Annotated in this window: 23 protein-coding genes; 13 read left to right on the forward strand and 10 right to left on the reverse strand. The window is 66.0% G+C overall.

All coding sequences use genetic code 11. The features are described from left to right. The first annotated feature begins 11 nt into the window (after window positions 1-11). The gene (locus tag ACIBW7_RS35260; protein WP_397054055.1) at window positions 12-1,343 is read left to right on the forward strand and encodes a serine/threonine-protein kinase; all 1,332 of its coding nucleotides are present in this window, start codon (window positions 12-14) and stop codon (window positions 1,341-1,343) included. An 18-nt stretch (window positions 1,344-1,361) separates the two neighbouring features. On the opposite strand, the gene ACIBW7_RS35265 is transcribed toward ACIBW7_RS35260, so the two are convergent. The 6 genes from ACIBW7_RS35265 to ACIBW7_RS35290 are packed head-to-tail and all read right to left on the reverse strand — an operon-like array spanning window position 1,362 to window position 8,191. Beyond that, complete coding sequence (locus tag ACIBW7_RS35265) at window positions 1,362-1,868, reverse strand: hypothetical protein (protein WP_397054057.1); 507 nt, start codon at window positions 1,866-1,868, stop codon at window positions 1,362-1,364. Between the two features lie 9 nt (window positions 1,869-1,877). Then, complete coding sequence (locus tag ACIBW7_RS35270; RefSeq protein WP_397054059.1) at window positions 1,878-4,343, reverse strand: ATP-binding cassette domain-containing protein; 2,466 nt, start codon at window positions 4,341-4,343, stop codon at window positions 1,878-1,880. Between the two features lie 14 nt (window positions 4,344-4,357). Next, a complete protein-coding gene (locus tag ACIBW7_RS35275; protein ID WP_397054061.1) occupies window positions 4,358-5,446 on the reverse strand; it encodes a hypothetical protein in 1,089 nt (362 codons plus the stop codon). 9 nt (window positions 5,447-5,455) lie between these two features. Then, the gene (locus tag ACIBW7_RS35280) at window positions 5,456-6,919 is read right to left on the reverse strand and encodes a protein phosphatase 2C domain-containing protein (RefSeq protein WP_397054063.1); all 1,464 of its coding nucleotides are present in this window, start codon (window positions 6,917-6,919) and stop codon (window positions 5,456-5,458) included. 6 nt (window positions 6,920-6,925) lie between these two features. Then, the gene (locus ACIBW7_RS35285; RefSeq protein WP_397054065.1) at window positions 6,926-7,660 is read right to left on the reverse strand and encodes a VWA domain-containing protein; all 735 of its coding nucleotides are present in this window, start codon (window positions 7,658-7,660) and stop codon (window positions 6,926-6,928) included. 12 nt (window positions 7,661-7,672) lie between these two features. Next, window positions 7,673-8,191, reverse strand: a complete 519-nt coding sequence (locus ACIBW7_RS35290) for a hypothetical protein (RefSeq protein WP_397054067.1) — start codon at window positions 8,189-8,191, stop codon at window positions 7,673-7,675. Window positions 8,192-8,597: 406 nt separating this feature from the next. Here ACIBW7_RS35290 and ACIBW7_RS35295 point away from each other — a divergent pair, with 406 nt between their 5' ends. From ACIBW7_RS35295 to ACIBW7_RS35330, 8 genes are all read left to right on the forward strand, one after another. Next, window positions 8,598-9,467 (forward strand): IclR family transcriptional regulator, encoded by an 870-nt coding sequence (locus ACIBW7_RS35295; RefSeq protein ID WP_397054069.1) that lies wholly within the window; start codon window positions 8,598-8,600, stop codon window positions 9,465-9,467. A 99-nt stretch (window positions 9,468-9,566) separates the two neighbouring features. Then, window positions 9,567-10,841 (forward strand): hypothetical protein, encoded by a 1,275-nt coding sequence (locus ACIBW7_RS35300; RefSeq protein WP_397054071.1) that lies wholly within the window; start codon window positions 9,567-9,569, stop codon window positions 10,839-10,841. Beyond that, window positions 10,838-11,827 (forward strand): glutamate ABC transporter substrate-binding protein, encoded by a 990-nt coding sequence (locus tag ACIBW7_RS35305; RefSeq protein ID WP_397054073.1) that lies wholly within the window; start codon window positions 10,838-10,840, stop codon window positions 11,825-11,827. The genes ACIBW7_RS35300 and ACIBW7_RS35305 overlap by 4 nt, the downstream gene beginning before the upstream one ends. 3 nt (window positions 11,828-11,830) lie before the next feature. After that, window positions 11,831-13,009: a hypothetical protein gene (locus ACIBW7_RS35310; RefSeq protein ID WP_397054075.1), complete on the forward strand. Its 1,179-nt coding sequence runs from the start codon at window positions 11,831-11,833 to the stop codon at window positions 13,007-13,009. Beyond that, the gene (locus ACIBW7_RS35315; RefSeq protein ID WP_397054077.1) at window positions 13,006-15,426 is read left to right on the forward strand and encodes a tetratricopeptide repeat protein; all 2,421 of its coding nucleotides are present in this window, start codon (window positions 13,006-13,008) and stop codon (window positions 15,424-15,426) included. Before ACIBW7_RS35310 ends, ACIBW7_RS35315 begins: the two co-directional genes overlap by 4 nt. Further along, on the forward strand, window positions 15,423-16,487 hold the full coding sequence (locus tag ACIBW7_RS35320) for a PP2C family protein-serine/threonine phosphatase (protein WP_397054079.1): 1,065 nt from the start codon (window positions 15,423-15,425) through the stop codon (window positions 16,485-16,487). Before ACIBW7_RS35315 ends, ACIBW7_RS35320 begins: the two co-directional genes overlap by 4 nt. Then, complete coding sequence (locus tag ACIBW7_RS35325) at window positions 16,484-17,770, forward strand: VWA domain-containing protein (protein ID WP_397054081.1); 1,287 nt, start codon at window positions 16,484-16,486, stop codon at window positions 17,768-17,770. The genes ACIBW7_RS35320 and ACIBW7_RS35325 overlap by 4 nt, the downstream gene beginning before the upstream one ends. Continuing rightward, the gene (locus tag ACIBW7_RS35330) at window positions 17,770-18,441 is read left to right on the forward strand and encodes an FHA domain-containing protein (RefSeq protein WP_397054083.1); all 672 of its coding nucleotides are present in this window, start codon (window positions 17,770-17,772) and stop codon (window positions 18,439-18,441) included. Before ACIBW7_RS35325 ends, ACIBW7_RS35330 begins: the two co-directional genes overlap by 1 nt. 75 nt (window positions 18,442-18,516) lie before the next feature. Here ACIBW7_RS35330 and ACIBW7_RS35335 read toward each other — a convergent pair whose 3' ends face one another. Further along, window positions 18,517-18,990, reverse strand: a complete 474-nt coding sequence (locus tag ACIBW7_RS35335; RefSeq protein WP_397054085.1) for an SRPBCC domain-containing protein — start codon at window positions 18,988-18,990, stop codon at window positions 18,517-18,519. 2 nt (window positions 18,991-18,992) lie between these two features. Next, window positions 18,993-19,319: an ArsR/SmtB family transcription factor gene (locus ACIBW7_RS35340; RefSeq protein WP_397054087.1), complete on the reverse strand. Its 327-nt coding sequence runs from the start codon at window positions 19,317-19,319 to the stop codon at window positions 18,993-18,995. Between the two features lie 86 nt (window positions 19,320-19,405). Here ACIBW7_RS35340 and ACIBW7_RS35345 point away from each other — a divergent pair, with 86 nt between their 5' ends. From ACIBW7_RS35345 to ACIBW7_RS35360, 4 genes are all read left to right on the forward strand, one after another. After that, the gene (locus tag ACIBW7_RS35345) at window positions 19,406-19,681 is read left to right on the forward strand and encodes a hypothetical protein (RefSeq protein WP_397054089.1); all 276 of its coding nucleotides are present in this window, start codon (window positions 19,406-19,408) and stop codon (window positions 19,679-19,681) included. Beyond that, the gene (locus tag ACIBW7_RS35350; protein WP_397054091.1) at window positions 19,681-20,010 is read left to right on the forward strand and encodes a hypothetical protein; all 330 of its coding nucleotides are present in this window, start codon (window positions 19,681-19,683) and stop codon (window positions 20,008-20,010) included. The genes ACIBW7_RS35345 and ACIBW7_RS35350 overlap by 1 nt, the downstream gene beginning before the upstream one ends. An 81-nt stretch (window positions 20,011-20,091) precedes the next feature. Next, window positions 20,092-20,538 carry a hypothetical protein gene (locus ACIBW7_RS35355; protein WP_397054093.1) on the forward strand — a complete coding sequence of 149 codons (447 nt, stop codon included), beginning with the start codon at window positions 20,092-20,094 and terminating at the stop codon, window positions 20,536-20,538. An 80-nt stretch (window positions 20,539-20,618) separates the two neighbouring features. Continuing rightward, a complete protein-coding gene (locus tag ACIBW7_RS35360; protein WP_397054095.1) occupies window positions 20,619-21,161 on the forward strand; it encodes an AAA family ATPase in 543 nt (180 codons plus the stop codon). Window positions 21,162-21,381: 220 nt separating this feature from the next. On the opposite strand, the gene ACIBW7_RS35365 is transcribed toward ACIBW7_RS35360, so the two are convergent. Together ACIBW7_RS35365 and ACIBW7_RS35370 are read right to left on the reverse strand one after the other, a co-directional pair. Then, window positions 21,382-24,195 (reverse strand): aminotransferase class I/II-fold pyridoxal phosphate-dependent enzyme, encoded by a 2,814-nt coding sequence (locus tag ACIBW7_RS35365; protein WP_397054097.1) that lies wholly within the window; start codon window positions 24,193-24,195, stop codon window positions 21,382-21,384. 317 nt (window positions 24,196-24,512) lie between these two features. After that, window positions 24,513-25,358, reverse strand: coding sequence for an alpha/beta fold hydrolase (locus ACIBW7_RS35370; protein WP_397054099.1), 846 nt, complete (start codon window positions 25,356-25,358; stop codon window positions 24,513-24,515). Window positions 25,359-25,454: the final 96 nt, after the last annotated feature.

Below are 25,454 nucleotides of genomic sequence, written 5' to 3' on the forward strand. Positions count from 1 at the left end.
GGCGAGGGAGAATGCTGAGACCATTGTTGCCGGATGATCCGACGGCTATCGGTACGTTCGTGTTACACGGCCGCCTGGGCGAGGGTGGAATGGGTGTCGTATTCCAGGGATTCAGCCCGGACGGCACTGTGGTCGCGATAAAGATGCCGCATACCCAATTGGCGCGGGATGCCGAGTTCCGGGCCAGATTCCGACAGGAGGTCACCGCGGCCCAGCGAGTGCACGGACGGCGCATAGCGGAGGTGGTGGACGCCGATATCGAAGCGGAGCGGCCGTGGCTGGCGAATTCCTTCGTATCCGGGGAATCGATGGCAGAGGCCATTCGAGAACGCGGCGCGATGTCGTCGGCACAGCTCTACGATTTCGCGAGCGGGCTCGCCGAAGCGCTGGAGTGCATACACCGCGCGGATGTCATTCATCGGGATTTGAAGCCGGACAACATCATTCTGACGTGGGACGGTCCGCGGGTCATCGATTTCGGTATCGCCCGGGTTATCGATGCCACCCGCCTCACCGAACCGGGACGCATCATCGGCACATTGGCGTGGATGCCGCCGGAAATGCTCGGCAACCAGGAGGTAGGACCGCCCGCGGATATCTTCGCCTGGGGCGCGCTGGTCGCCTTCGCGGCGACCGGTCGGCCACCGTTCCACGCCGATACCCAGGCGGCGGTAATAGCGCGGATCATTCGGGACGATCCGGATCTCACCGAGGTGCCCGGCCGATACCGGCGCATGGTCCTCGCGGCGATGACCAAGGATCCCGATGCCCGGCCGACCGCCCGGGAATTGGTGGATTTCCTTGCGGCACAAGCCAGGGACGAGCGGAGCGGTCGGCGCAAACAAACGGTTGCGGAACCGGCCGATGAGGTCACCGCACCGAACGAGGAGGCGGACGCGATCACCGCGGCCGACGAAGTCACCTCGCGCCGGCCAGACAGCGTGCCCGCATCGAATGAGGTCACCGAACTCGTAGCGGCAGAGGAAAGGCTGATGCGATCCACCGAGCCACAACGTAGACGCACCACGCCGCGCAATATTGCGGTTACCCCAGCCGATCGGCCTGTCGTCAACCAAGCGCCGCCAGGTACGCCGGTCCTCAAACGCGATCCAGATCCCCGAACACCGATGGTCGTGATCATAATTCTTTTGTCGCTCTCGGGATTCGGCCTCGTGCTGGGGCCGGTCGCGATCATGCGCGGACTCAGAGAACGAATTCACGCCCGACGCGCATTCGTCGCACCGCCTGCATCGGCCGCACACTGGACCCGGCTCGGCTGGATTTCCGTTGCGATATCAGTTGTTGTGCTCGTGATCGTATTCCGGCTCGGCGCACTACATTGACGACTCGCCGCACGCGGATCAGTTCTGTGATTCGGTCTCCGAATTGAAGGTGATACTGATCAACTCGCCGGGCATATATCGCTGGCCCCGATTCGCTACGAAGAATTCACAGACCGCAGACATGCGGCCGGAGCCGGATTGCACATTCGCGGCACCAGGAAAGATCTGGGTGCCACCGCCTTTCACGGGCACCGGCCGGTAGGTTACCGGCGACTCCGCGCCCTCCTGCGTACCGAATTCCAGCGATGCGATTCCGCTCAGCCATACGGTTTCTCCGGTGCGCAACTTGAATCCGGCACCATCGGTAGTGCAGTACCGCAGCGAATTCGGTTCGAAGGTGACCTGTTGATTTGTTCGCAATGTAATGGTCCCGCCCGGAATCCGTCCGGTACGCACCGTCGTCGGACGCGTTCCGCCCGGCTCCGGCGACTGCTGGACCTGACGGGGTGCGGCGGGCGAGCATCCGGCCACACCGAGACTCACCAGAGCAAACACGCTCAGCAGCAAGCGGATTCGTGATGTCATACCCAGCTCCTATTTCAGGGCCATCAGCTGCTGCCGCAGCACCCGAATGGTCAATGCGGTGGCGACGATCGCGATCACGACCAGCACCGCCGCGGCCGTCGCGACATGATGCAGATCGTGGGTCCAGATCAAATCGGCGAACGGCTTCTGCTGGCCCGGTGGCGGATCGGCCCCATCGGTGAGTCCGGTATCGGCACCGATCCCGGCCGCCGCCCACCGCGACGGCGCGGCATAGGCGAACGTCCGCAGTACTGCACCGGGCGTACCTTCGAATGGCGGTGCGAGCCCGGTCATCACCACCTGTAGCGCCAGCACGCCCATCAGCACGAAAACCGCCTGGCGCAATGATTTCGAACATGCCGACACCAGTAGTCCGAGCGCCATCGCGGCCAGCGGCAGCGTAATCGCGAACAGCAGCAGTCCGTAGGGTTCCGGCAGCACCGGTTTCGTGGGCCCGGACTTGATTCCGAGATATCCGATGGTCGATGCCACACCCAGCAGCACCGCGAGCGGTGTACAGGTGATCGCACGCGCCAACACCACCGACGCCGCCGAAATGCCCCAGCGCGCTTCGCGTTCGATGACCACGCGATCGTCGACGATGGCGGCGAAGGATTGCGCCATCGAGAAGAAGGTGAGACAGACGATCAAGGCGATCATGACCGAACTGACCGCACGCGGATCACCGCCGAGCCCTTTGTCGGAAGCGGCCGCACCGAGCATGGCGGTCAAGCCGATGCCTGCCGCCGAACCCAGTGCGAGCGTGCGGATTCCATTGCGCTGGCGGGCCCATTCCCGACCGATCAGGCGCGGCAGATGCCGGTGCAGCGAACCACGCATGGGCGCGGGCACCGGATGCTCGGCCGGTTGCGGGGTCGAGGGTGCGGCAGACTGCCCGGCCTGCCGGTCGGCTCGCAACCGGTCCATCACCTCGGCATAGCTGTCGACACCGAAGGCACCCAGCAACTCTCGGGGTGGCCCGAAGAATCCGAGCCGCCCGCGACCGGTCACCGCGAGCACCTTGTCGGCGCAGTCGACATTGACCATCGAATGGGTGACGACAATGACCGCGCAACCGGTTTCGGCGACCACCCGCAACCGCTGCATCATGGCGCGGTCCAAGCCCTCGTCCAGGCCGGAGGTCGGCTCGTCCAGGACCAGCAACTGCGGATCGCTCAGCAATTCCATGGCGGTCGAGACGCGCTTGCGCTGACCGCCCGACAGCGTGTCGATCCGCTTGCCGACCTCACCCGCCAGCTCCATCTCGGCGATCACGGTGTCGACCCGGGCCGCCCGCTCGGTTCGGGTGGTATCGCTGGCCGTGCGCAAGCCCGCAACCCACAGCAGCGCGTCGCGCACCGCGAGGTCGCCGAACATGGCGGGCTGTTGTGGCACAAAGGAAACGAGATGACTGGCTTGCATGCGGGAGGCGACCAGGTCGACTTGTCCAAGCCGCAACGAGCCGGCCGCCAGCGCGACCTCGCCGAGCAGCCCCGCGCACATAGTGGACTTCCCGGCCCCGGACGGTCCGATCACGGCGAGGACCTCGCCGCGCCCGAGTTCGAAGGTCAGATCGCGCAAAGTGGGTTCGGTGCGACCCCTATACCGCAGACTCACGCCGTCGAAGCGCAGCAGGGGCTCGCGCGCGATCACGGCGGCAGGCACCAGTGTCAGCTGCGCCGGGCCCGATACCTCGAAGATGTGGTGCGCCAACATGAATTGCTCGCCCACCCGCAGCCGAGCGTGCAGCACAGGCCTGCCGTCGACGAACGGACGCGCATTGGTGGCGAGTCCGCGCAACTCCACAGCGCGCCCGGTCCAGCGCACCGTCGCATGCCGATGTGCCAGATCCAGTCCGGGCAGGGCGATTTCCGCGTCCCCGCCCTCGCGGCCGATCGCGAGGACCCGATCGCTCGGCACCGACCAGGATCCGGGACGTCCCGGGGATGGCGGGACGGTTTGTCGCGGGGGAGTCCGATCGACAACCGGCGGTGATTGCGGCGGCGCATCGATGATCGTCCGGTCGGCGCCATTGACGACGTGCGCTCGCCGAGGAGGCGCGTGCGGTGGCGTGCGTTTCGGTTGTGGTCGGCCCGCGGGAGCCGATTGCAGCGGCTCGTGCGCGGCCCGACCCGCAACGGTCGGCGGCGTGACATTCGCATCGTCATCCGCATTCGCCACTACGAGGCGAAATATCCGACCGCGCACCACGATCCGCAGTTCGTGTACCCCGGCACCCTGGACTGCCGTCCAGTTCCGTGGGCCGATCGGCACATCATCGAGGGTCGCCTCGATCGTCGGATCAACGGCGCGGATGGCCCACCCGTTGACATGCCGGAACCGAAGCCACTGGCCTGCCGGACCGTCATCGCTGACCGAAATATCGGCGCCGGATCCGGAGCCGAGGGAATGGGTACGCCCGGAGATCCGGTGGCGGATCGCACCGGTGGTGAGCAGGAGTGCGGGTTCGGACATCGGTTCGTTCCTGATCACGCGAGCGCGATAACGACAGTGAGCAGCACGATGAACAGCGCGATCCACGCGACGATCACAATGGGTGAGATGCCCTGGGACGGTGCACTACTCGTCGGCGCGGGCACGGCGAACCCGGCGAAGTGTGCGGCGCGAGTGTGCTCGTTCCAGGGTTCCCGCAGCGCGAAATCGGTCCGCCGATACACCCGACCGTCCGGCCGCACCACCGACTGCCAAGCCAGCGCGAGCGCCCGCAGGTCGGCGGAGGTCAGATCCGGGTGCGGGGTGGTCAGCAGCCGATCGACCTTCTGGAAATCCCCGCTGGGCAGCAGCTGGGCGTACTGCCGATAGTCGAGCTGATTCGCGGCCAGATCCTCGGCGAGGCAACGAATCATCAGCAGCGCGAATTTGAACAGATCGGTGGTCGCGGTGAACTGCTGCACCGGATACGGAGGCCGCCACGGCAGCGGATCCAGTCGCGGGGTCGCGCCGCGGCCGCCGATGAGGAAGGAATCGCAGTCCAGGAAGTAATTGTGCGCCGAGACGACACCGTCGACGGGGTATGCGTCGGTGGTCAGAATGTTGTTCGGCTGCAGATCCCCGACCACGATGTCGTTGTCGTGCAGGAACTGCAGATCCACCAGCAACTGCCCGAGCCGTGCGATCTTGTGCGGGAAGTCGAAATAAGTGTGCAGGCGCTTCTGCGCATCCGATACCCGCACCGCGACCCGGGTGAAGGCGCGCGGCTGCGGCCCGCTGTGCGATTCGAAGAAGAATTCGCGCGGTGCCAGCGGCATGAGAATGCCTACCACCGTTCCGTTTTCGACGACCACGGCATGCGGCCACGCACACAGCTCCAGCATCCGCTTCCGGTCGTCCTGATCCAGCCTGTGCGGCCAGCCGACCAACTCGCGCAGCACCTCCGGCTGCAACTGGCGCACCGTATCCCGGTCATAGCGCTTGAAGGCGACCGACACCTCATCCGGTGTCGTACACCGCCACACCTGCGCGGAACCGCCCTCACCCAGCGGGAAGTCGCCCACGATGCGCAGTTCGTCCACGCGGTACTCGGTACGACCGGCTGCCGACCACCTCGGCACTGTCATTGCCCCCACCTACCGTCTTTCCCGGGCGGGCCCGCGCCCGCGTGTCGGCCAGGCCGCGACGATGGTGCGGTCATCGTGCAGGCCGGGCAGGTCGAATCCGACGAGCTGACCGAAAACATGCTCGGCGGGCCGCGGCCCGGCGATCTGCGGCAGCAGCGTGGCGAATTGTTCGGGCACCAGCCGGATCGCATCCGCCATCCCGTCGCTGGCCAGCACCACCATCAGATTCGACGGCACGAAGGTGAGTCCGGCGATAACGCGATCGGCATCGCGTGGCAGCGACGGCGTGACATTGCTGATCATCCCGCGCTTGGTCGCGTGCTGGGTAAGCCATTTGGTGGCACCGGAATTCAGGTCCACCAGCAGTAGATCGCAATCGCCGACGGTCGCCCAGGCCAGCGGGTAGCCGTCCGCCGATACCGGGCCGAGAGCGGCGAAGGCCAAGGTGCAGGCCGGGGTCGAGGTGCGCTTGTTATCGCCCGCGCCGTTCGGGCTGCGGTAATCGAGCTCGGCGGCCAGCTCATCGACCGACCCCGCGTCGAGTTGGGCGGCGACCTTCGCGGTGATCTCGGTGGCGAGCGGCTCCCAGGTGGACGGATAGCCGATGCGATCGAGCGAGCTCGCGTACCGGTGCAGCAGCGTCAGGCAGGCGCGGGTCGCACGCTGTGCGGCGGCATGGGAATTGGCGGCCGAACCGAGCCCGTCGGCGACCGCGAGATAGACCCAGCCACGGTCGGGATCACCGCCGATGGCGTAGGCGTCCTCGCGGGTATTGCCGTCCTTCGCATGCGAAAGTCCCACCTGTGTGGCGGCATACACGTCGTAGCGGCCGCTGCGGCCACGGTCGACGGTGAGTCCGCTCACGCCCGAGGTGGTCAGGGCGGGCAGTGCCACCGGACGGGCGGGCTCGGGGCGCTCAGGGGTATCTCGACGCGCCGTTTCCTCGTGTTCGGGTGCCCGGACATCAGCTCCGGGTCGCACCAGCAGGACCGCGGCGCCGGTCGCCGTCGCGGCGAGAAAACAAATGAGAGTCGCTGGTAGCCACCACCATCCGGACGGTTCGTGCGCGGGTTCGGCGATCGAAACCATCAGCAGATCACCCGCCTTGTTGAGCGTGCGGACGCTGACTTCGTTACCGTCGACGTCCCGCACCAGCGCCCGTGTCGACGGCGCCTTGAACTCCGGTGGGAACTTGATGGGAGCACCCGAGATCAACGCGCAGGTGTCGCCCGCCTTGTTTTCCATTTGAGCCCGCACCGGCGAATTCAGCACGGCCACAGCGGTTTGCGGCTCAGCGGCCGCCTGTGGGCAGCCGGTGACTTCGGCTAGGACCCGATCGGCGACCTTATCCGTCGTCCAGCTGTCGCTCCCGCTGTCGCCCAGCAGTTGCACAATGATCGACAGCACCGCACCCAGCAGTGCGATCCCGGCCACCAGCAAAATGGGGCGTTGGCGAAACGTATCCAGCGTCATGGCTATTCAGTCCAGTTCCCGCATACCGAGGGGCGTACGGAACAGAAACCTGCCCTGCCCGACGCTGCTGCTGATCGAGAACTTGATGCTGTTGATGATGGCGCGCAACAGATCGCCCGGCGCCACACTGCCTTCGGCGACACAGGCGACGCCGACCGGATTGCGTGAGCGCAATTGCCGCACAGTGTCTTCGCGCACATCACCGATGCCGAGGGCCACCACCACCGGACGGAACGGGTGGTTGGGCGCCTCGAGTCCGGCGCGTACCGGCACCCAGACCTCGTCGGGCTGGAATTTCCCGCGCACCTGCGGATTTCCGTCCGTGAGGAAGAAGATCACCGGTGTGTAGGTATCCAATCTGGCGCTTGCGAAACGCTTGTGGTCGCCGCGCAATTGCCGGTCCAGATAACGGAATACGTCCGCGTAGTCGGTCGCGCCCTGGCGTGGCAGCGCCGGAATGGACGGGTCGACCCGCAGCGGGGTCAGCGGCAGCACCGCGACGGCGGAATCACCGAAGGCGACTACCGAAAGATGTGCGGTGTCATAGGTGGTCGGATCCTCCTCCAGCACATTGAGCATATCCGGCAGCGCCTGCTCCACCGTTTCCAGCGGCGTGATCTTCTGGTTGGTCCACGCGGGATCCCACATCGAACGGGAGACATCGCAGACGACATAGAACGGGAACACCCGGCTGGCGCTCACTCCTGCCTGGGTGAGTCTGAAACGAGTATCCTCACGCATTCCTGGCTCCGATTAGTTGGAAATTTCTGCGCGGCAATACAATCCGCGAGTGGTGGCCTGTTGGTCGGCGACGACCTTGCCGTCGACGGTGATCTTGCAGTGGGCCGCGCCGACGGGATCGGGCGTGCCCTCGACGAAGACGACGAAACCGCCGGTCCGGTTGCTCATCAGGGTGCGCGAGTACGGCAGTGTCGTAGCGCCCGCGGCGAGGTAGCTGCTGGCGCCGTCGCTCCAGCTGAGGTCGCGTACCTTGCCGCTGCCGGTCACGTCGAAGACGACGGTGTGCTTCTTGGTCTTGTCCGGTGTTCCGGTGGGACCGGTCGGGCCCGTGGGTCCGGTGGAACCGGGATTGTTGTTTCCGTTCGAATCACCGGTTCCGCCAGCGGATCCGGTGCCCTTGCCGGTGGGCTGATCCTGATCCGAGGCCTGAGATACCTGCGGCAGGTGGATATCGAGATTCGACCTGCCGACCGCGAAGAAGACCGCGGCCGCCGCGACCACCGCGAGAACGGCGGTGAGTAGGTACTTCACGGGGTTCACTTTCCTGCTCGCCAAGCCTGGTGGACGGGACCTGGAATCAGCGTCCGGCAAATCCGGTGCGGAAACATCCCCGCCGTATCACTGAGTGACACGTTCATCGAAATTGGCTGTGCGTGCATTGATTACGGTCGCCTCGAGGTGCGACGCTGGAGGGTTGGATAGGGGTGCGTTGGGGGTTGGTACCGAACACGGGTCGGTACGTTTCCGGCCCCCTGAGATTCGCGGCACCGACCAACGAATAACCAACGGCAGTCCAACGTGATGTCGGTTTGACACCCGTGGCGATGCGGTCGCACACTCATCGCAACCGCGCATTTCTCGCGCGGCCGGTTCCCAATTCCCGAGAAGGTCGACATGATGTGTCGTCGCTGTGCTCCGGACGCCTCGGCGGTGCGATATGCCCGATGACAAAACCGTGGTGGGACGCGCCGTCGCGATTATCGAGGCGGTCGCCGATTCCCGGGATCCGGTCTCGCTGGCCACCCTGACAAAGCGCACCGGCATTCCGAAACCCACTGTCCGCCGCATCGCCAACGATCTGGCCCGACGCGGCATGCTCGAACTGAGCCCGGATGGCTATCGCGCGGGCACGCTGCTCATCTACCACGGTTTGCGCGCGGCCCAGCAGCACGGTTTCATCGTCACCGCGCAGCCCTACATCCAGGACCTGTATATGCGCACACGCGGCGAAATCGTCTGGTGCGCAAGCCTGTACGGTGGTGAGCTGACCCTCAACGGTTCGGCGTACGGCCGCAACTATGCCGAGGTGATGAAGCGGCAGAACTGGCCGAGCCTGGCCTCCTTCGGGCCGAGTATGGTTCTCACCGCCGCGGGGCGGCTGCAGATCGCCGCGCACGAAGAACAGGCCGAACAGATCCTCGCCATGCGCTGGCCACCGCTGACCCAGTATTCGGTGACCGATCCGCGCAAACTGCGGGCACTGCTCGACGAGGCCCGCGACACCGGATTCGCGCACGAACGTGAGCAAACGGCGGTCGGCTGGAGTTGTGTGGCATCGGCGGTACGCGACAGCTCGGGTGCGTTCATCGGCGCGATCGGGATCACCGGCCGCAGCGCCGTTCTCGAACAGCGCAGTCTGCACACCGGATTGGTGCGCTCGGTGGAATCGCTGCAGCACGAACTGCGCGAAGACAAGTCGGCGGGCCTACCGCTGGGCAAGCCGTCGAAGTCCTTCGGCGATATCTTCACCCAGTATCCGCGTTGGACGCCGAACCTCGCACCGCTACTCGATGTGACCTCGGATTGACCTCGGGTTTCGATGCCCCCGAGGCGATAAGCAGCAAACCCGAATTCCCTCCCGTACTATCGCGATCGGGAACACCGGCCGGGTAGATGAAGGGGGACGGTGTTGGAGATTCGCCTACCGGCGACCATGCGCAACGGGGGTGCGTGGTTACGGCGCTTCGCCGGGACGACTCCGGGTGCCATCGGCGCGGTCGCCGTCGTAACCGTGGTGTTGTGTCTGCTCGCCGGGTTGACCTCGGCCGAGCAATTGAGCGGCAAGATCGCTCGGCGCGATACCGTGCTGGAACACACCGAACCGCTGGCCTACGCCGCACAGACCCTGTACGTCGCGCTGTCGGCCGCAGACGCGTCCGCGGCGACGGCCTTCCTCTCCGGTGGCATCGAATCACCGGAGGTGCGTGGGCAGTATCAGCAGGCGCTTGCCGAAGCGGCGTCCGCGCTTGCGGAGGCGACCGCCGGAGCCGCTGATCAGCAGACCAGGAATATCGTCGCCAAGATCGCCGCCGACCTGCCCGCCTATACCGGCCTGGTCGAAACCGCACGGGCGAACAACCGGCAGGGCTTCCCCGTCGGTTCGTCCTATCTGCGCGAGGCCTCACTGCTGATGCAGAATTCCTTGCTGCCCAACGCCGAAATGCTGAGCAAGGACCGCATGGCCGCGGTGCGCCAGGATCAGCACGATATCGGCGCGCTGCCGTGGACGACCATCGTGCTGCTGATGCTGCTTCTCATCGGTTGTGGCGGTGGCACTTTCGTCATGCTGCGCCGCACCAATCGCCGGATGAACCTCGGTCTTGCGGTCGCCGCGGGCGCCACCGCCCTCGCGCTGTTCTGGGCGGTCGCCGCGACGATCATCGCCGCGGCCGCACTCGATACCGGCAAATCCGGGGCGACCAGTCGCTTCGAAACCCTGACCCAGGCCAGGATCCTGGCCCAGCAAGCGCGCACCGACGAAACCCTGGAGTTGATCACCCGCGGCGATATCACCACGAGCGAAACCGATTACCGCAAGCACACCACCGAATTGGCGGATCGGCTGGCGACGGTAACCGGACCCGATTCGGCGGCCTCGCGGGGCCTGCTCGGCTGGACCGCCGGACATGCCGAACAGCGTGAGGCCTACGAGGCGGCGAACTATCCCGGGGCCGTGGCGCAGGCCATCGGCACCGGCCCGGACACCTCGGCGACGTTGTTCGCCCATCTCGATCAGCTGTTGCGCGACAACCTCATCCAGGAACGCGGTGCGTTGCGCGACGGGGTCGACTCGGCGGGTGCGACGTTGACGCTCAGCCCTGCGGGAACACTGGTGCTGCTGTTCGGCGCCGCGGCATCGACCGTCACCGGACTGTGGCCACGGCTGAAGGAGTTCCTGTGAGACGGCGAATCAGCCTGCGGCGGTCCGGCTTCGGATGGATGGCGCTGGTTGCTGTGAGCGCGCTGGTGACCGCATGCGGTTCCGGCATCCAGGCCCCGGCGTCCACGAATGTGGCAGCGGTCGACCCCAAACCTGATCTCGTCGAAATCACCACGCCACCGCAGTCCGAATCCGGCGGCAACTGCGATCCGGAAGCCACCCTGCGTCCCGGGCCGTTGCCGAGTCCCGGTGCGATGCCGTCGGGTTCGGCGATGGCAGCCATTGTCGCCAATGGCAAATTGCGGGTCGGGGTGGATCAGAACACCTACCTGTTCGGCTTCCGCAATCCCAGCACCGGACAGCTCGAGGGCTTCGATATCGATATCGCGCGTGAGATCGCCCGATCCCTCTTCGGTGATCCGGACCGGATCGAATTGCGTTCGGTCACCGCGGCCGAGCGGATACCGGCCCTGCAGAACAAACAGGTCGACATGATCGTGCGCACCTTCTCGGCGACCTGTGAGCGGCGCCGCGATGTCGACTTCTCGGGTGTGTATTACCGTGCGACCCAACGCCTTCTGGCCACCCGCAACTCCGGCATCCGGACCGGCGCGGATCTCGGTGGTAAGCGGGTGTGCGTCACCCGGGGCACCACCTCACCCGGACCGCTGTTCAGTCTGCCCAAGCGGCCCATCGTCCTGGGCGCGTCGAACTGGACCGACTGTCTGGCCGCGCTGCAACAAGGCCACGTGGATGCGATCAGCGGCGACGATCCGATCCTGGTCGGTCTGGTGGCCCAGGACCGGAATCTGGAGATCGTCGGCGAGGTGATCGGCACCGGCGCGTACGCGGTCGGCATCGCGCAGGGACATCCCGATCTGGTCCGCTTCGTCAACGGCGTGCTGGAACGCATCCGCAGCGATGGCACCTGGCAGCGGCTCTACAACGCCCGACTCAGCGCCCTCGGCCCGTCGCCCGGTCCACCGGACCTCCGCTACAAAGAGTGATCCATGCAGCTACTCACTCTCACCGAAATCGACGCTGAATTGGCCACCCGGACAATCGAATTCGATGCCATCACCGCCACACTGCTGGAACTGGACAAACATCCGGGCCACACACTGGTGCAGCGGTATCCACCTACCGGTGTGACCGAACAGCGCTGGCTGCCGGTCCGCGCCGCGCTCGCGCTGATGTGGGAGGACTACAGCCGTCTGCAGATAATCCTGGAGTCGGCGCGCAAGGTGCGCGGCACTCGGGCTCGCCTCGACGACGGTGAGCGCGCCGAACTCACCCGGCTGCTGCGCGGGCGCCCCTACGAGGCCGCGCGTACGCCGATACCGATGGCGCAACGTTCGCTCACCGGGCCCGCCGAAGAGGTTCTGTTCGTCGGACTCGCCGATACCGTTGATCGCATGCGGGCCACCTTCCCGGAAATCGCCGAATTCCTCGATGCGCTGGATGCGGTGAACACGAGGGTGATGTCGGGCCTTGCACCACTGCAGGACACCCTGGACAAAGTGGGCGCGGCCGGGGGCGAGACCACGCAGCTGCGCGCGATCGGCGACGGCATCGCCGAATTGCTGAGCCGTACGGCGACCGATCCGCTCGCGCTGACGGTGCCGGAGGTAGACGCGCGCATCGCGGAGTTGTCGGGAGAGTTGCAGCAGGTGGCCACCATCCTCGCCGAACTCGATGCGGTATCCGCGGACTGGGCCGAGGCGGTCGCCGAAACGCGCAGGCGCTTGGCGGTGCTGCGAGCCACCCGAGCCCGCGCGGCGCAGGCACGGGCGCAAGTCGAGGCGAAGATCCTGGCGGGCCCACTGCCGGTGGACGAGGACAACACCGCCGCGCTCGAAGCCGAACTCGACGCGGTATCCGCGAAAGTGGGTGCGGCAGCGGAGTTGGTCCGATTGCGCACGCGGATCACGGACGCTACCGCGGGGGCGGCCACCGTGGAGGAATTGGCTCAGGGCCTGCTCGATCGGCGTGGCGAATTGCGTGGACGGCTGGCCGCCTATCAGGCTAAGGCGGCTCGTCTCGGCGTCAGTGAGGACCGAGATGTCCTGGCTTGCAATCAGATCGCGGCGGGTCTGCTCGCGCGGCGACCGTGCGATCTGGCGGCCGTCACCCGGGCGGTCGCCGACTTCCAGCAGATCATCGGGGAGAAATCGGGGCGGGGCAGATGACCTGTAATGAGCCGGGATGCGGCGGCACGATCGAAGACGGATACTGCACGGTGTGCGGCACCGCACCCGCCGAGGCGACCACGGTCGCGGCGGAAATGCCCATCCCGCATGGGGTTTCGAGCCAAGGGAGCTGCGCCGAACCTGGCTGCACCGGAACCGTTGTCGGTGGATATTGTGACGCCTGCGGTACGGCTCCGGCTCAATTGCAGCAGGCTATCTGTGCGGAGCCAGGCTGCGGCGGAGCCATCGTCGACGGTTACTGCGATGCCTGTGGCACCGCACCCGCAGGGAATTTCGGGACTTCCGCACTGTCGGGACGCTCGGGAAGCACCCGCGCCTCCGGGCGCTCGGTTCGCACCGGCCGGACCTCGTCGAAATCCAGCGCTCGCGGCCGGCTCGGCGCGGGCATGGTCGAGGTGCCGCGGATGCCGCGCATCGACCCGGCCACCGCGGTACTGGCCGATCCGCAGGTCGCCGAGGGAAAGCGGTTCTGCGGCAAATGTGAACGACCGGTCGGGCGCGGCCATGACGGTACGCCGGGCCGCACCGAGGGCTTCTGTCCCAACTGCGGTACCCGGTTCTCGTTTACGCCGAAGCTGAGCAAGGGCGATCTGGTCGGCGGACAGTACGACGTGGTCGGCTGTTTGGCGCACGGCGGGCTCGGCTGGATCTATCTGGCCACCGACCGCAATGTCGCCAATCGCTGGGTGGTGCTGAAAGGTCTGCTCAATTCCGGTGATCTGGACGCGATGGCCGCGGCGGTCGCGGAGAAGCGGTTTCTGGCCGAGGTCGAGCACCCCAGCATCGTCAAGATCTACAACTTCGTCGAGCACCGCGGCGCCGACGGTGTCGCGGTCGGCTACATCGTCATGGAATACGTCGGCGGGACGTCGCTCAAACAGATCTTGCGCGCCCACCGCGATGCCGAGGGCAGCTATCTGCCGGCGCCACAGGCCATCGCCTACATTCTGGAGATGCTGCCTGCCCTCGGCTATCTGCATTCGCTCGGACTGGCCTACTGCGATTTCAAGCCGGACAATGTGATGCAGACCGATGAGCAGCTCAAGCTCATCGATATGGGTGCGGTGATCGCCATGGACGATCAGGACAGCCCCATCTACGGCACCATCGGCTATCAGGACCCCAAGATCTCCGAAAGCGGGCCGACCGTCGCCACCGACGTCTACACCGTCGGCCGTACCTTGGCGGTATTGCTGATGAATGTGCCGCAGCAGGGTGGACATTTCGGCGCACTGCCCGATCCGGACGCCGAACCGCTACTGGCGAAATACGATTCGCTGCATCGCTTCATCCTGCGCGCCACCGACGCCGATCCGGAGGCGCGCTTCTCCTCGATGGAGGAGATGGCCGATCAGCTGACCGGCGTGCTGCGTGAGGTGCTGAGCATCGATGACGGTGTGCCACGTCCCGGGATGTCGGCCTACTTCGGGCCGCCACGCGGCGTATTCGGCATTCAGGAAGCACCGACGCCGACGAGTATCGTTGCGGCGCTACCGGTTCCGCTGGTCGATCCGAACGACAGCGGTGCGGCGCTGCTGGCCACCACCGGCGGGACCGCCCCCGCCGAACTGGAACCGGCCTTCGAGGCGGGACTGCGTTCGGTGCTCACGACCCGCGGTGCGTCCGTGGAGATTCCGCTGCGGCTGGTGCGCGCCGCGCTGGAGGTCGGCGATCCGCCCGATGCGCTGCGCCGACTCGACGAACTCGCCGATACCCTGCCCGGTGACTGGCGATTGGCCTGGTATCGCGGCCAAGCCGAGTTGCTCGCGGGCAATACCGATGCGGCCTATGCCGAATTCGATGCCGTGTACGCCGCATTGCCAGGTGAGTCCGCACCGAAGGTCGCACAGGCGGCCGTCGCCGAACTCGCGGGCGCACAACCGGATCGGCAACATGCCGCGCGCTACTACGACACGGTCTGGCGCACCGACCACGGCTTCGTCAGCGCCGCCTTCGGACTGGCCCGGCTGCGCAATGCGGATGGCGATCGCGGCGGCGCGGTCGCCGTACTCGATCAGGTGGATTCGGCCTCGGCGCTCTACACCGAGGCGCGGCTGACGGCCGTGGAGACCATGCTGGCTAACCGCACACCCGATGAGTTGTCCGAATCGCTGCTGCGCGATGCGGGCGGTCGGGTGGAAGCATTGCGGATCGAATCGAAAAGCCGTGCCGCACAGGTGCGGATGCGCGTGCTGGATGCCGCATTGAACTGGCTGCGCGCGGGTAAAGCACCGACAACACATGGGGCGCTGCTCGGCGCCAACCTCGATCAGGACGGAGTACGAACCGGTTTGGAGCGCTGCTATCGCGACCTCGCCCGCGAAACCGAAGATATGTGGGCCCGATTCGAGCTGGTGGATCGCGCCAATGCGATCCGGCCGAGGACGAACCTATGACCGGGCCCGATACCGCGGTGCCGCCGCGGTGCCCGCAATGCGCGGCGCGGGTCGGGGTGGCCGACCGGTTCTGTGAGGCCTGCGGTCGCGAACTCGGCGCGCGGCGAATCGCGCTGCCGCGGTCGGATCCGGATGCGGCACCGACGTGTGAGGGATGTGGCGGCACCCGATACGACGCCGACGGCTACTGCGGTGGCTGCGGTCAACTGCGGCCGCAGCCGGATCGATTCGAGGCCGATCTCGGCGCGGTCTATGTCATGACCGATCGCGGTATCGCGCACGCGCGCAACGAGGATGCGGTCGCGGCCGCGGTACTGGAAGACGGGGCCAAGCGCCCGGTCGTCACGGTGATCGCGGTCAGCGACGGCGTTTCCACCTCCGACGATCCGCAGGCCGCCTCGGGCGCCGCGGCGCGTGCGGGCGTCGATGCCTGCCTCACCGCGCTGGCCGAAGCACGCTCCGGCACGGCGGTGGTCATGGCCGGGCTCACGGCCGCGTCGCAGGCCGTGCGCGACATCGCGAAACACGACGGCCACGCTCCGTCGTGCACCTATGTTTCGGCCATCGTGCGCGGATACGGCGGCGACGGCGTGGAGATCACCGTCGCGAATGTCGGTGACAGCCGGGCATATTGGTTACAGGGCGTCGGCATCGAGCCGATCGCGGGCGGGAATCTGCCGTCGACGCGGCTGACCGTCGACGACTCGTGGGCGCAGGCGCTCGTCGATGCCGGTGCCATGGACGAGCAGTCCGCGATGCAGGATCCGCGGGCACATACATTGCTGCGCTGGCTCGGTGCCGACAGCGAGGACAAAGCGTGGTCGGACCGATGTGTGAAGACCTTTCACACCACGGGTCCCGGGGTGCTGTTGCTGTGCAGTGACGGACTCTGGAACTACGTATCCGATCCAGCGGCGCTGGCGCGGATGATCAGTGGGTTAGCGCGTGAGGAAGCGGCGCGGTCGCTTGTCGAATTTGCACTACGGTCCGGGGGGAGCGACAACATCACCGTCGCGCTGGTGCCGATCGGGCCATCGGTCGATGCAGGAGTAGCACAGTGAGTTCCATTGCGAACAACGGTATTTCGGTAGCGATAGACCAGAACGAGTATCTGGCCGAGGGCGCGGACACGGTCGACGCGGTGGTGACCGTGGAGACCGGAGCGGATTTCGTGGCGGCCGGACCGGAGCCGGACCGACTGGAAGTGCTGATCATCGACTGCTCCGGATCGATGGCCACCGGCAAGAAGTTCGAGGGTGCGCGCCGAGCCACCCTGGCCGCACTCGATGTATTGAAGGATGGCACCCGGTTCGCGATCATCGAGGGCACCTCGTTGGCGCGGCTGACCTATCCGAGCGATAAACCATCGGTGCCCGTCAACCGCGACACCAGGGCCGCTGCCCGCCGGGCACTGGACAAGTTGCGTCCCAACGGTGGCACCGCCATGGGCACCTGGCTCGGGCTCACCCGGCAGCTGGCGAAGAAACATCCGGATGCCATGGTGCACGCCATTCTGCTCACCGACGGCAAGAACGAACACGAGGAACCCGCGGCGCTCGCCGCCGAGATCAAACAGTCCGAGGGGGTCTTCACCTGTGACTGCCGCGGCGTCGGAACCGACTGGCAGGTGGACGAATTGCGCACCATCGCCTCGGCGCTGCACGGCACGGTCGATATCGTCGCGGATCCGGCGAATCTGGCCACGGACTTCGCCGCCATGACGCAGACGTCGATGGCCAAGGCGATTCCGGAGCTCACCCTGCGGGTATGGACACCGGCAGGGGCAACCGTCCAGTTCGTCAAACAGGTCGCCCCGACCATCGAGGATCTGACCACGCGACGCACTGATGCCGGACCACAGCTGGGGGAGTACCCGCTCGGTGCGTGGGGTGCGGAGGACCGCGACTATCACGTGCAGGTGCGGGTCGAGCCCGCCGCGCCGGGACGGGAGAAGCTCGCGGCCCGGATCAGTGTGGTCGCCGGCGAGGAGGTGGTCGGTCAGGGATTGGTGCGCGCGGTGTGGACCACCGAGACCGAGCTCTCGGCCCGGATCAGCAGGCGCGTCGCGCATTACACCGGACAGGCCGAACTTGCCCAGGTCGTGCAGGAGGGGTTGAGCGCGCGTAAAAACGGTGATGTGGAGACCGCGACGGCGAAGCTGCGGCGCGCGGTCGAGCTCGCCGCAGAATCCGGGAACGAGGGCACCGCGAAGCTGTTGCGCGGTGTGGTCGAGGTGGACGAGCGCAATGGCACGGTGCGGTTGCGCGCCAGGGTCGAGGCCGCGGACGAAATGGCTTTGGACGCACGCTCCACCAAGACGGCGCGGGTACGCAAGGAGGGGTGATGGCGATTGCCACCTGTCCGGACGGGCATCAGTCCGTCGCGACGGATTACTGCGATGTCTGTGGCTCACCGATCGGTGCGCCCGCACCGACGATCGCGGCCGCGTTGTGCCCGTCATGTGGGTCACCGAGCACCGGCCGCTTCTGTGAAGTCTGCGGCGCTGATTCAGCGCTGCCGACGCCGGAGCCGCGTGCGGCCGCTTCGACCGAAATCGTCACCGCCACGGCGGTTTCCGCCGCTGAGGTCGCGACCGCGGCCGGTGTGGTGACATGGGTCGCCACGATCACTGCCGATCGCGAGTTCTACGACCGGGTGCAAGCCCGCAAGGGCCCCGACGCCGATCAGGTCGAATTCCCGGCGTTCTATCCCGAGCGCCGAATCACGTTGCGCGGCACCGATATCCTGATCGGCAAACACAGCGTCTCCCAGGGCCTGCAACCCGAGATCGATCTGGGCATCGCCCCCGCCGACGCAGGCGTCTCCCGCGCCCACGCGATCCTCCGCCTCGCCGAGACCGGCATAACCATCACCGATCTCGGCTCCACCAACGGCACCAGCCTCAACGGCAGCGAAGACCTGATCCCCGCCGAGGTGCCGGTCCCACTGCAGAGCGGCGACCGAATCCACCTCGGCGGGTGGACCACAATCATCGTGACCACGGAAAACCCCTGAGCGAATACGGCACGCCCTTCTCGCCAGCTCACACGGTAGCTGCGACAGTGCACCGGCAGGGAAATACGGCGCGACTCAGCGCCTGAGGTTCGGCGACGACTCCAGCCCGCGCAACACCTCGTCGATCCGCCGCATCACATGGGAGCGCCAGCCGGCGTCCATGATCGTGCGGGCCTTCTGCTGGAGTGGGTGGTCCGGATCGAATCCGGCGTGTTCCAAGAACAATCGGGTGCCTTTGCCCTCGGGCTCCAGCGTCCAGGTGATCGTCCAGTCGGCGCCGTGCTCGGCATTCGGGTCCGCATCGCGCCAGCCGACGCGCAGCATCCGCTCCGATTCGAAGGCCAGCACTTCGGCCGCGATCGCACCGGAAAAGCCTGTCGCCGGAACGGCTTTCGCATCGATGGTGTAGCGATGCCCGACCTCGAGCTGGAAGTCGGACGGCATGAACCACCGCGCAAGCAACTCGGGTTCGGTCAGCGCGCGCCAAACCTTCGCCGGTGGGTGTGCCAGGAATTCGTCGACGTGAATGGTGGTCGGATCCTCGGTCATTCTTACTCCTCTTCCATGGTGTCCAGCAGTTCACGCAACCCGGCCAACTTCTCGCGCCAGAACCGCTCGAACGGGTGCAACCATTCCTGGATCTCGTACAGCGGGGCCGCCTCGAGCTGATACAGCCGTTGCCGCCCGACCTTGTTCTCACTGACCAATTCGGCTTCCCGCAGCACCCGCAGATGTTCGGAGAAGCTCGGCCTCGCCATTTCGAAGTGCGCGGCCAGATCGGTCACCGGCTGCGGTCCGCCCTCGCGCAACAGCCGCAGCACCTCGCGCCGAACCGGACTGGCCAGTGCCGCGAAGACCCGCCCTTCGGTGATGTTCATGACCCCGACTATAGGTAGGAAAAATCCTACGCGTCAAGATGAAACTGGGACCGATCGGTTGGTTACTATGCGCGTAGTATGGGGTCATGGGGTTCGAGTGGCCGGACTGGGCGTTTGCGCACCTGATCGGCATCGGACCCCGGGAGGTACGCCAAGTCCTCGAAGGCGCACGGCGCTGGCCGCGGATCGCCGATGACGGGCACGTGACGGTGTTGTCGGTCTGGGGTCGCACAGGTACCGGGCGCCCGCTGATCGTGGCGACGCGCCAACAGGACCAGTGGACCTGGCTGATCATCGGCGCCCGGGAAATGCGCGCCGACGAACTGAAAATGTTCGAGGAGTGGGAACAGGAGAACCGGTGATGCGTGAAAAGGATTTCCCGTCCACCCCGGACGAAGTGGCGGCGTTCATGGATCGGCTGACCTTCAGCGACGAACCGGTCCCCCCGGAAAAGGCGCCGCCGCCACTCGCCCCCGGTGACGACATCATGGTGACCAGCTCCATTCGCATGCCGCTGGAGCTGCACTCCCGGGTCAAGCAACTCGCCGACAGCCGCGGCATCGGCATGTCGACGCTGATCCGGGAATGGATGGAGGCGGCCATCGCCGAACTCGACGGCGACCAGCTCATCTCGCGCGCCGATGCTGTGCGCGCGCTATCGCGACTGCATCCCATCCACCGCGCGAGCTGAGCTGGTGCGCCCCTTTTGGGCATCTCGGTCGTCGGCGGGAAGTCGATGGACCTTCCGTCGTGGTCGCAGCAGAATGCGCCCATGAGCGACGAGGTGCGAGGTGCAGTCGTAGCCGGGCTGATCAAGCTCGCGGAAAGCCCCGACTACCGAGATAGGGCGGACGCAGGCCGCTGCCTGGCCAACTTCGCCGAAATGCCCGCGGCCAGAGGGCCGTTGTCGGGCCTCATACTTGATGCTGGCAACACCTTCGTCACCCGCGCGACGGCGGAGGCATTGCTCCGACGTCAGGACGTGGTCGGTTTCGCGTCCGTCGCCTCAGGACTCGCTGCGGCCGATCCGAACCACGCCGACTGGATCCGAACTGCGGTCCTCGACGTGTTCGGCGTGTTCTCCCGTGACCGGGATGCTGCTGTGCGAGAGTGCGAGACATTGACCGGGGCGCCTGATGAGCTGGTACGTCATGGAGCGAGTCAGCTGATCGCCATGCTGGCCGAGATCAACCCGATTCTTCGCCCAGCGCAGGACTAGCAAGTGGACGGCATGTACTGACGCCGAGTCGGGCAACGGCGACGGAAAATGAGTGGCGCGGGGCTGCGATCATGGCTGATATGGAATCCGCCGTCTATCTGATCACCGGCATTCAGGCCGCCGGGAAGTCCACGGTCGCACAGGCTTTGGCGGAGCGGTTGCCGCGCTCGGCACATGTGCGCGGAGATACGTTCCGGCGCTTCATCATCGGTGGCCGGGCGGACATGAGTCCGGAACCGTCGACGGAGGCACTGGACCAACTGCGTCTACGGCACACGCTGGCCGCGCACACCGCCGACGCGTACGCCGCGGCCGGATTCACCGCCATCATCCAGGACGTCGTGCTCGGGGAGTTCCTGCCCTACACCCTCGACCGCATCCGGACCAGGCCGCGGTATGTGGTGGTGCTCGCACCGAAACCGGCCGCGGTCGCCGCGCGCGAGGCGGGCCGGGACAAGGTCGCCTACGACGGCTTCACCGTCGACAGCCTGGACGAAGTGCTGCGGGCGCAGACCCCGCGCATCGGATTGTGGTTGGACACTTCCGATCTCACCGTGGCGCAGACCGTCGACGAGATTCTCGAACGGGCGCGGCCACTCGACAGCGAAGTCACTGCGCGGTAACTGCGCGCCCCGACGTCACGTGAGCGGATGATTTGTCAACGGTGTCAGTTGATGAATGTCGTGGCGCAGACACAGTTAGGCGATCTCCTCGACATTCGGCGGTCCGCCCGCGCTCAACCTGGCCTTGAAACGACTTCGCGGCGACGACGCCGACCACTGGTGATGCGATCGTCGCCGGTTTCTCGCCATCCGCGGCAACAGCGCCGATGCCGATCGCGCGCTATAGCGACTGCATCCGATCCACCTCGTGAGCTGAATCCAGCGCCGTCGCTGTTTGCAGCGCATCACCGGACGCCGCGGCAATTGCGTGCCGAGCCGCGGCCAGCCGTGCGAGTGCGGCCTCGGTGAAGACCGACAACCCGAGGTCGGGGTTGTATCCGTGAATTTCCTTGACGTCGAGCTCGGCCAGGAAATACAGGATTTCCGACGAGATCACCTGACCCGGGACCAGCACCGGGAAGCCGGGCGGGTAGGGGACGACGAAGGTGGTGGACACCAGGGTCTGTCCCTTGGCGAGCCGGCGCCCGGCGTCGCCGAGCAGGATGTGTTCGCGGTCGGAGTCCTCATACCCGGCATAGAAGGCCGATCGCATGTCGCCGAACGAGCGGGCGCCGTCGGGACGAAACACGCTGTCGAACTCGCTGAAGTCGGGCAGCGCCGGCAGATCCTTGGTGATCTCGTCGACCCGGCGCCGTTGCAGGGCGCGATCGGCTTTACCGGCCGCACCCTGACTGCGCTCGAAGTCGGTAGCCACCCGGCGCAGCACGTCGAGCAGATAGTGCACGCTCGACCAGGTGACGCCGATCGTGAAGATCAACAGCACACTGTTGATCGAGGTCTTGTTGATCTGGATACCGAACCGGTCCATCAGGATTTTCTCGCGGAACTCGAACCCGTTCATGCCGGTCTTGCCGATGAACAGGGTGACCCGGGTCGGATCGAGCACGAACTGATCGGACCGCCACGCCTCGTTCCACTCCGCCAAGCCGCCCTGCCTGACTTGTCGGTAGGAGATGACTTCGGAGGGCCGGAACTCGTCGGGCACCAGGTCGTCCTCGTCGAGGATGCGGAACCACTTGCCGATCAACCGGTCTTTGCGGACGCGGTGCCGGAAGACCAGCGCCATGTCGTAGACGTTGCGGACCAGCTGGAAGCCCTCGATGTCGACCTGCCGACGCGCCAAGTCCAACGACGCCAGGAGTTGCTGGTTCGGTGACGTCGAGGTGTGGGTCAGAAACGCCTCACCGAACGCCTCACGGACGAGAGCTTTGAAGTCCTGGTCGTGGATATGGATCATCGACGCCTGCCGCAGCGCCGACAGCGACTTGTGAGTGGAATGCGTCGCATATACGCGTACCCGCGCGCGCTCGGGGTCGGGAAGCAGGCGGCGGTTGCTCCACTCGGCGCGGTCGACTCCCTGCATCGACGCACGCCACGTGCGGTACTTCTCGGCGTACCCGGGCGACGACAATGTCGATTCGAGTTGTCCGGCGGCTACCATCGCGGTCCGCTGCCGGGCCCACGGCACCGCGGTGGCGAAGGCGTACCACGCCTCGTCCCAGAGGAAGCAAATGTCCGGCTTGATCGCCAGAATCTCCTCCATCACGCGCCGGGGGTTGTAGACGATGCCGTCGAAAGTGCAGTTGGTGAGCAGCAGCATGCGCACTCGGTCCAGTTGCCCGGCCGCCTCGAGGTCCAGCAGCGCCTTCTTGATGGTGTACAGGGACACGGCTCCGTAGATCGCGAACGGCTCGAGCGGGTAGGCGTCCAGGTACATCGGGTACGCCCCGGCGAGCACCAGGCCGTAGTGGTGCGACTTATGGCAATTGCGGTCGATCAGAACGATGTCGCCCGGCCGGGTCAGGGCCTGCACGACAATCTTGTTCGCGGTGGATGTTCCGTTGGTGACGAAGTACGTCTCGTCGGCGCACCATGTCTTCGCGGCTTTGTCCATCGCCGCCCGGATCGTGCCGTGCGGGTCGAGCAGCGAGTCCAGCCCGCCGGAGGTGGTCGAGGTCTCGGCCATGAAGATGTTGCGGCCGTAGAATTCGCCCATATCGTGCAGCGACTTGGAGTTGAAGATGCTGGCGCCACGCGCGACGGGCAGGGCGTGGAATTGGCCGACCGGCGCCGCCGCGTAGGCACGCAGGGCGTCGAAAAACGGTGTGGCGAACCGGCTCCGGAAGCCGGCGAGCACCGTGCTGTACAGGTCGGTGACATCGTTGAGCCGATAGAACGTGCGGTCGTAGACGTTCGGCTGGTCTTCGGCCTCCGCGGCGATCGACTCGTCGGTGAGTAGGTACAGATCGATATGAGGCCGCAGCTGCGTGATCCACTCGCCACATTCGACCCAGTTCTGGGTGCGGTCGGTCACGACCACGTCGTCGTTGACGCCGAGCAATGTGGTCATCAACGGCACCCGGTCGTGTGAACGTAGCGGCAGGTCATGCCGGATAACCGCCGCCTGAATCTCGCCGTTCAACGCGACCGCGGTGATGGCGTCCTCGATGCTCGACACGACGAGCAGCTCGAACTGCACATCGTCGGACGGGCCGCGAAGCGCCCGCAGGCTCTGGGCCAGGCTCTCAGGGGCCTCGGGCGGGGAATCGTCGCCGAGCAGGACGGTGAAGAACTGTTGCTGTTTGGCCCGCGCCACGAGTTCCTGATCAGCCAACGGCGCGGATGTGTCGAACACAGCTGCACCGTCGCCGTAGTCGGAGAGCAGGCGCACGGCCAGCGACACCTCGTCGGCGAGCTGCACCGTTGCGAGATCGGCGAGATAGCCGCGGAATGCCGCCAGTCTCGCCGCGCCCGGGTACAGCCAGTACCGCTCGTAGGCGCCGAGCCGATCGAGGAGGCGTCGCACCCGGGCGGCTTCGTGGGTGGTTTCCAGCCCGGCACGGTTGACATCGGCGAGCCGACGGCACGCGTCGTCGAGCAGATTCCATGTGTCGATTCGCGAGTACGACGGATTCGCTACCGCCGCCAGCGCGGAGACACTGAGCCCTTTCGGGCGCTCGCCATTTCGGTGCATGTCGTCAGTTTTCGCCCCTCAATCGGTAGGCGAAGTGATTTGTCGAATACGAAGATTCACCTGCAGCATCCCTGCAAATATTGTGCCCCGCCGCCGATCGAATTCCTAGCCGGCGCTCAGGATGATGCTGCACGACCACGTCGGTAGCTCACCGCGATACGGACGGCGGATCGTGACCGCCGGACCGGTCGACGACCCCGGACCGAACACGGGCACTTTCCGCCGTCCGTCGCGTCTCAGCTATCGAGAGCTGACTACGACTCGAGCATTGCGTGGCGTGTGCCGCCGGTCAGCCAGAGGGATTCCCGGCGAGGACGTCACACGACCGCGGGACGCCGGGCCGCGTTTTCGGCGATGGCCTCGACGATCTGCTCGAACAGCGGCTCGGGAAAGTCGTGGCCCATCGCGCCGAACGGCAGGTAGGTCGAGTTGGGGATCGCGGCGTGGGTGGCCTCGCCGCCGGCGATCTTGATGAGCGTGTCCTCGGCACCGTGCATGACCAGCGCGGGCAACTGCAGCTGCTGGAGGCGACTCCTGCGGTCGGGAGCGATCATCGCCGCAGTCACCTGGCGTGCCGAGCCGTCGGGGTGCCGTGCGCGGTCGTAGGCCTCGGTCGCGAGCGCGCGGCGCCGCTCACGGTCGGCGTAGGTCTTCGAGCCGATGAGCGTGTACAGGTCGGTGATCTGCTCGATCGCGGCCTCACGATCCGGCGGCATCGGTTTCATCAGTTCCTCGAGCACGTCTCCACCGGCCATGCCGATGAGAAAGTGCGGCGTGCTCATGATCGAGCACAGCGACAGCACCCGCGGTCCGTACTCGATCGCGAGTAGCTGGGCGACCATCCCGCCCATCGAGGCGCCGACGACGTGCGCCCGCTCGATGTCGAGATAGTCGAGCAGTTCGACAGCGTCTCGGGCGATCGCTCGTAGGTAGTACTGGCTCGGGGTGGTCTTCCACTCGGTCAGACCGCTGTCGCGGTTGTCGGGACGGATCACTCGGTAACCGCGCTCACCGAGGTGGTCGACAATTTCCTGAGGCCAGTGGATCAGCTGGGAGCTGAGGCCCATGATCATCAGCAGCGGTTCCCCCGACGGATCACCCTCGTCGCGGAAACACATCCTGACCTCGGACAGATCAGCGAACTGGTCGCGCTCATCGTGCATGAGAACCTCCCGAAGTTGTGGCCGAGTATTGGCAAACAAGCAGCAAGCAACACGGGTCGAGGTGAAATCGTCGTTCGATCAATGATCGTTCACCAT

Origin of the sequence: Nocardia sp. NPDC049526 (genome assembly GCF_044465765.1) — a bacterium.
GTDB lineage: Bacteria > Actinomycetota > Actinomycetes > Mycobacteriales > Mycobacteriaceae > Nocardia.

Bases quoted from the DNA above. Each gene is read 5' to 3' on its own strand.
- ACIBW7_RS35260 (WP_397054055.1), top strand. From the start codon at position 12: ATGCTGAGACCATTGTTGCCGGATGATCCGACGGCTATCGGTACGTTC.
- ACIBW7_RS35265 (WP_397054057.1), bottom strand. From the start codon at position 1,868: ATGACATCACGAATCCGCTTGCTGCTGAGCGTGTTTGCTCTGGTGAGT.
- ACIBW7_RS35270 (WP_397054059.1), bottom strand. From the start codon at position 4,343: ATGTCCGAACCCGCACTCCTGCTCACCACCGGTGCGATCCGCCACCGG.
- ACIBW7_RS35275 (WP_397054061.1), bottom strand. From the start codon at position 5,446: ATGACAGTGCCGAGGTGGTCGGCAGCCGGTCGTACCGAGTACCGCGTG.
- ACIBW7_RS35280 (WP_397054063.1), bottom strand. From the start codon at position 6,919: ATGACGCTGGATACGTTTCGCCAACGCCCCATTTTGCTGGTGGCCGGG.
- ACIBW7_RS35285 (WP_397054065.1), bottom strand. From the start codon at position 7,660: ATGCGTGAGGATACTCGTTTCAGACTCACCCAGGCAGGAGTGAGCGCC.
- ACIBW7_RS35295 (WP_397054069.1), top strand. From the start codon at position 8,598: ATGCCCGATGACAAAACCGTGGTGGGACGCGCCGTCGCGATTATCGAG.
- ACIBW7_RS35310 (WP_397054075.1), top strand. From the start codon at position 11,831: ATGCAGCTACTCACTCTCACCGAAATCGACGCTGAATTGGCCACCCGG.
- ACIBW7_RS35315 (WP_397054077.1), top strand. From the start codon at position 13,006: ATGACCTGTAATGAGCCGGGATGCGGCGGCACGATCGAAGACGGATAC.
- ACIBW7_RS35320 (WP_397054079.1), top strand. From the start codon at position 15,423: ATGACCGGGCCCGATACCGCGGTGCCGCCGCGGTGCCCGCAATGCGCG.
- ACIBW7_RS35330 (WP_397054083.1), top strand. From the start codon at position 17,770: ATGGCGATTGCCACCTGTCCGGACGGGCATCAGTCCGTCGCGACGGAT.
- ACIBW7_RS35335 (WP_397054085.1), bottom strand. From the start codon at position 18,990: ATGACCGAGGATCCGACCACCATTCACGTCGACGAATTCCTGGCACAC.
- ACIBW7_RS35340 (WP_397054087.1), bottom strand. From the start codon at position 19,319: ATGAACATCACCGAAGGGCGGGTCTTCGCGGCACTGGCCAGTCCGGTT.
- ACIBW7_RS35345 (WP_397054089.1), top strand. From the start codon at position 19,406: ATGGGGTTCGAGTGGCCGGACTGGGCGTTTGCGCACCTGATCGGCATC.
- ACIBW7_RS35350 (WP_397054091.1), top strand. From the start codon at position 19,681: ATGCGTGAAAAGGATTTCCCGTCCACCCCGGACGAAGTGGCGGCGTTC.
- ACIBW7_RS35355 (WP_397054093.1), top strand. From the start codon at position 20,092: ATGAGCGACGAGGTGCGAGGTGCAGTCGTAGCCGGGCTGATCAAGCTC.
- ACIBW7_RS35360 (WP_397054095.1), top strand. From the start codon at position 20,619: ATGGAATCCGCCGTCTATCTGATCACCGGCATTCAGGCCGCCGGGAAG.
- ACIBW7_RS35365 (WP_397054097.1), bottom strand. From the start codon at position 24,195: ATGCACCGAAATGGCGAGCGCCCGAAAGGGCTCAGTGTCTCCGCGCTG.
- ACIBW7_RS35370 (WP_397054099.1), bottom strand. From the start codon at position 25,358: ATGCACGATGAGCGCGACCAGTTCGCTGATCTGTCCGAGGTCAGGATG.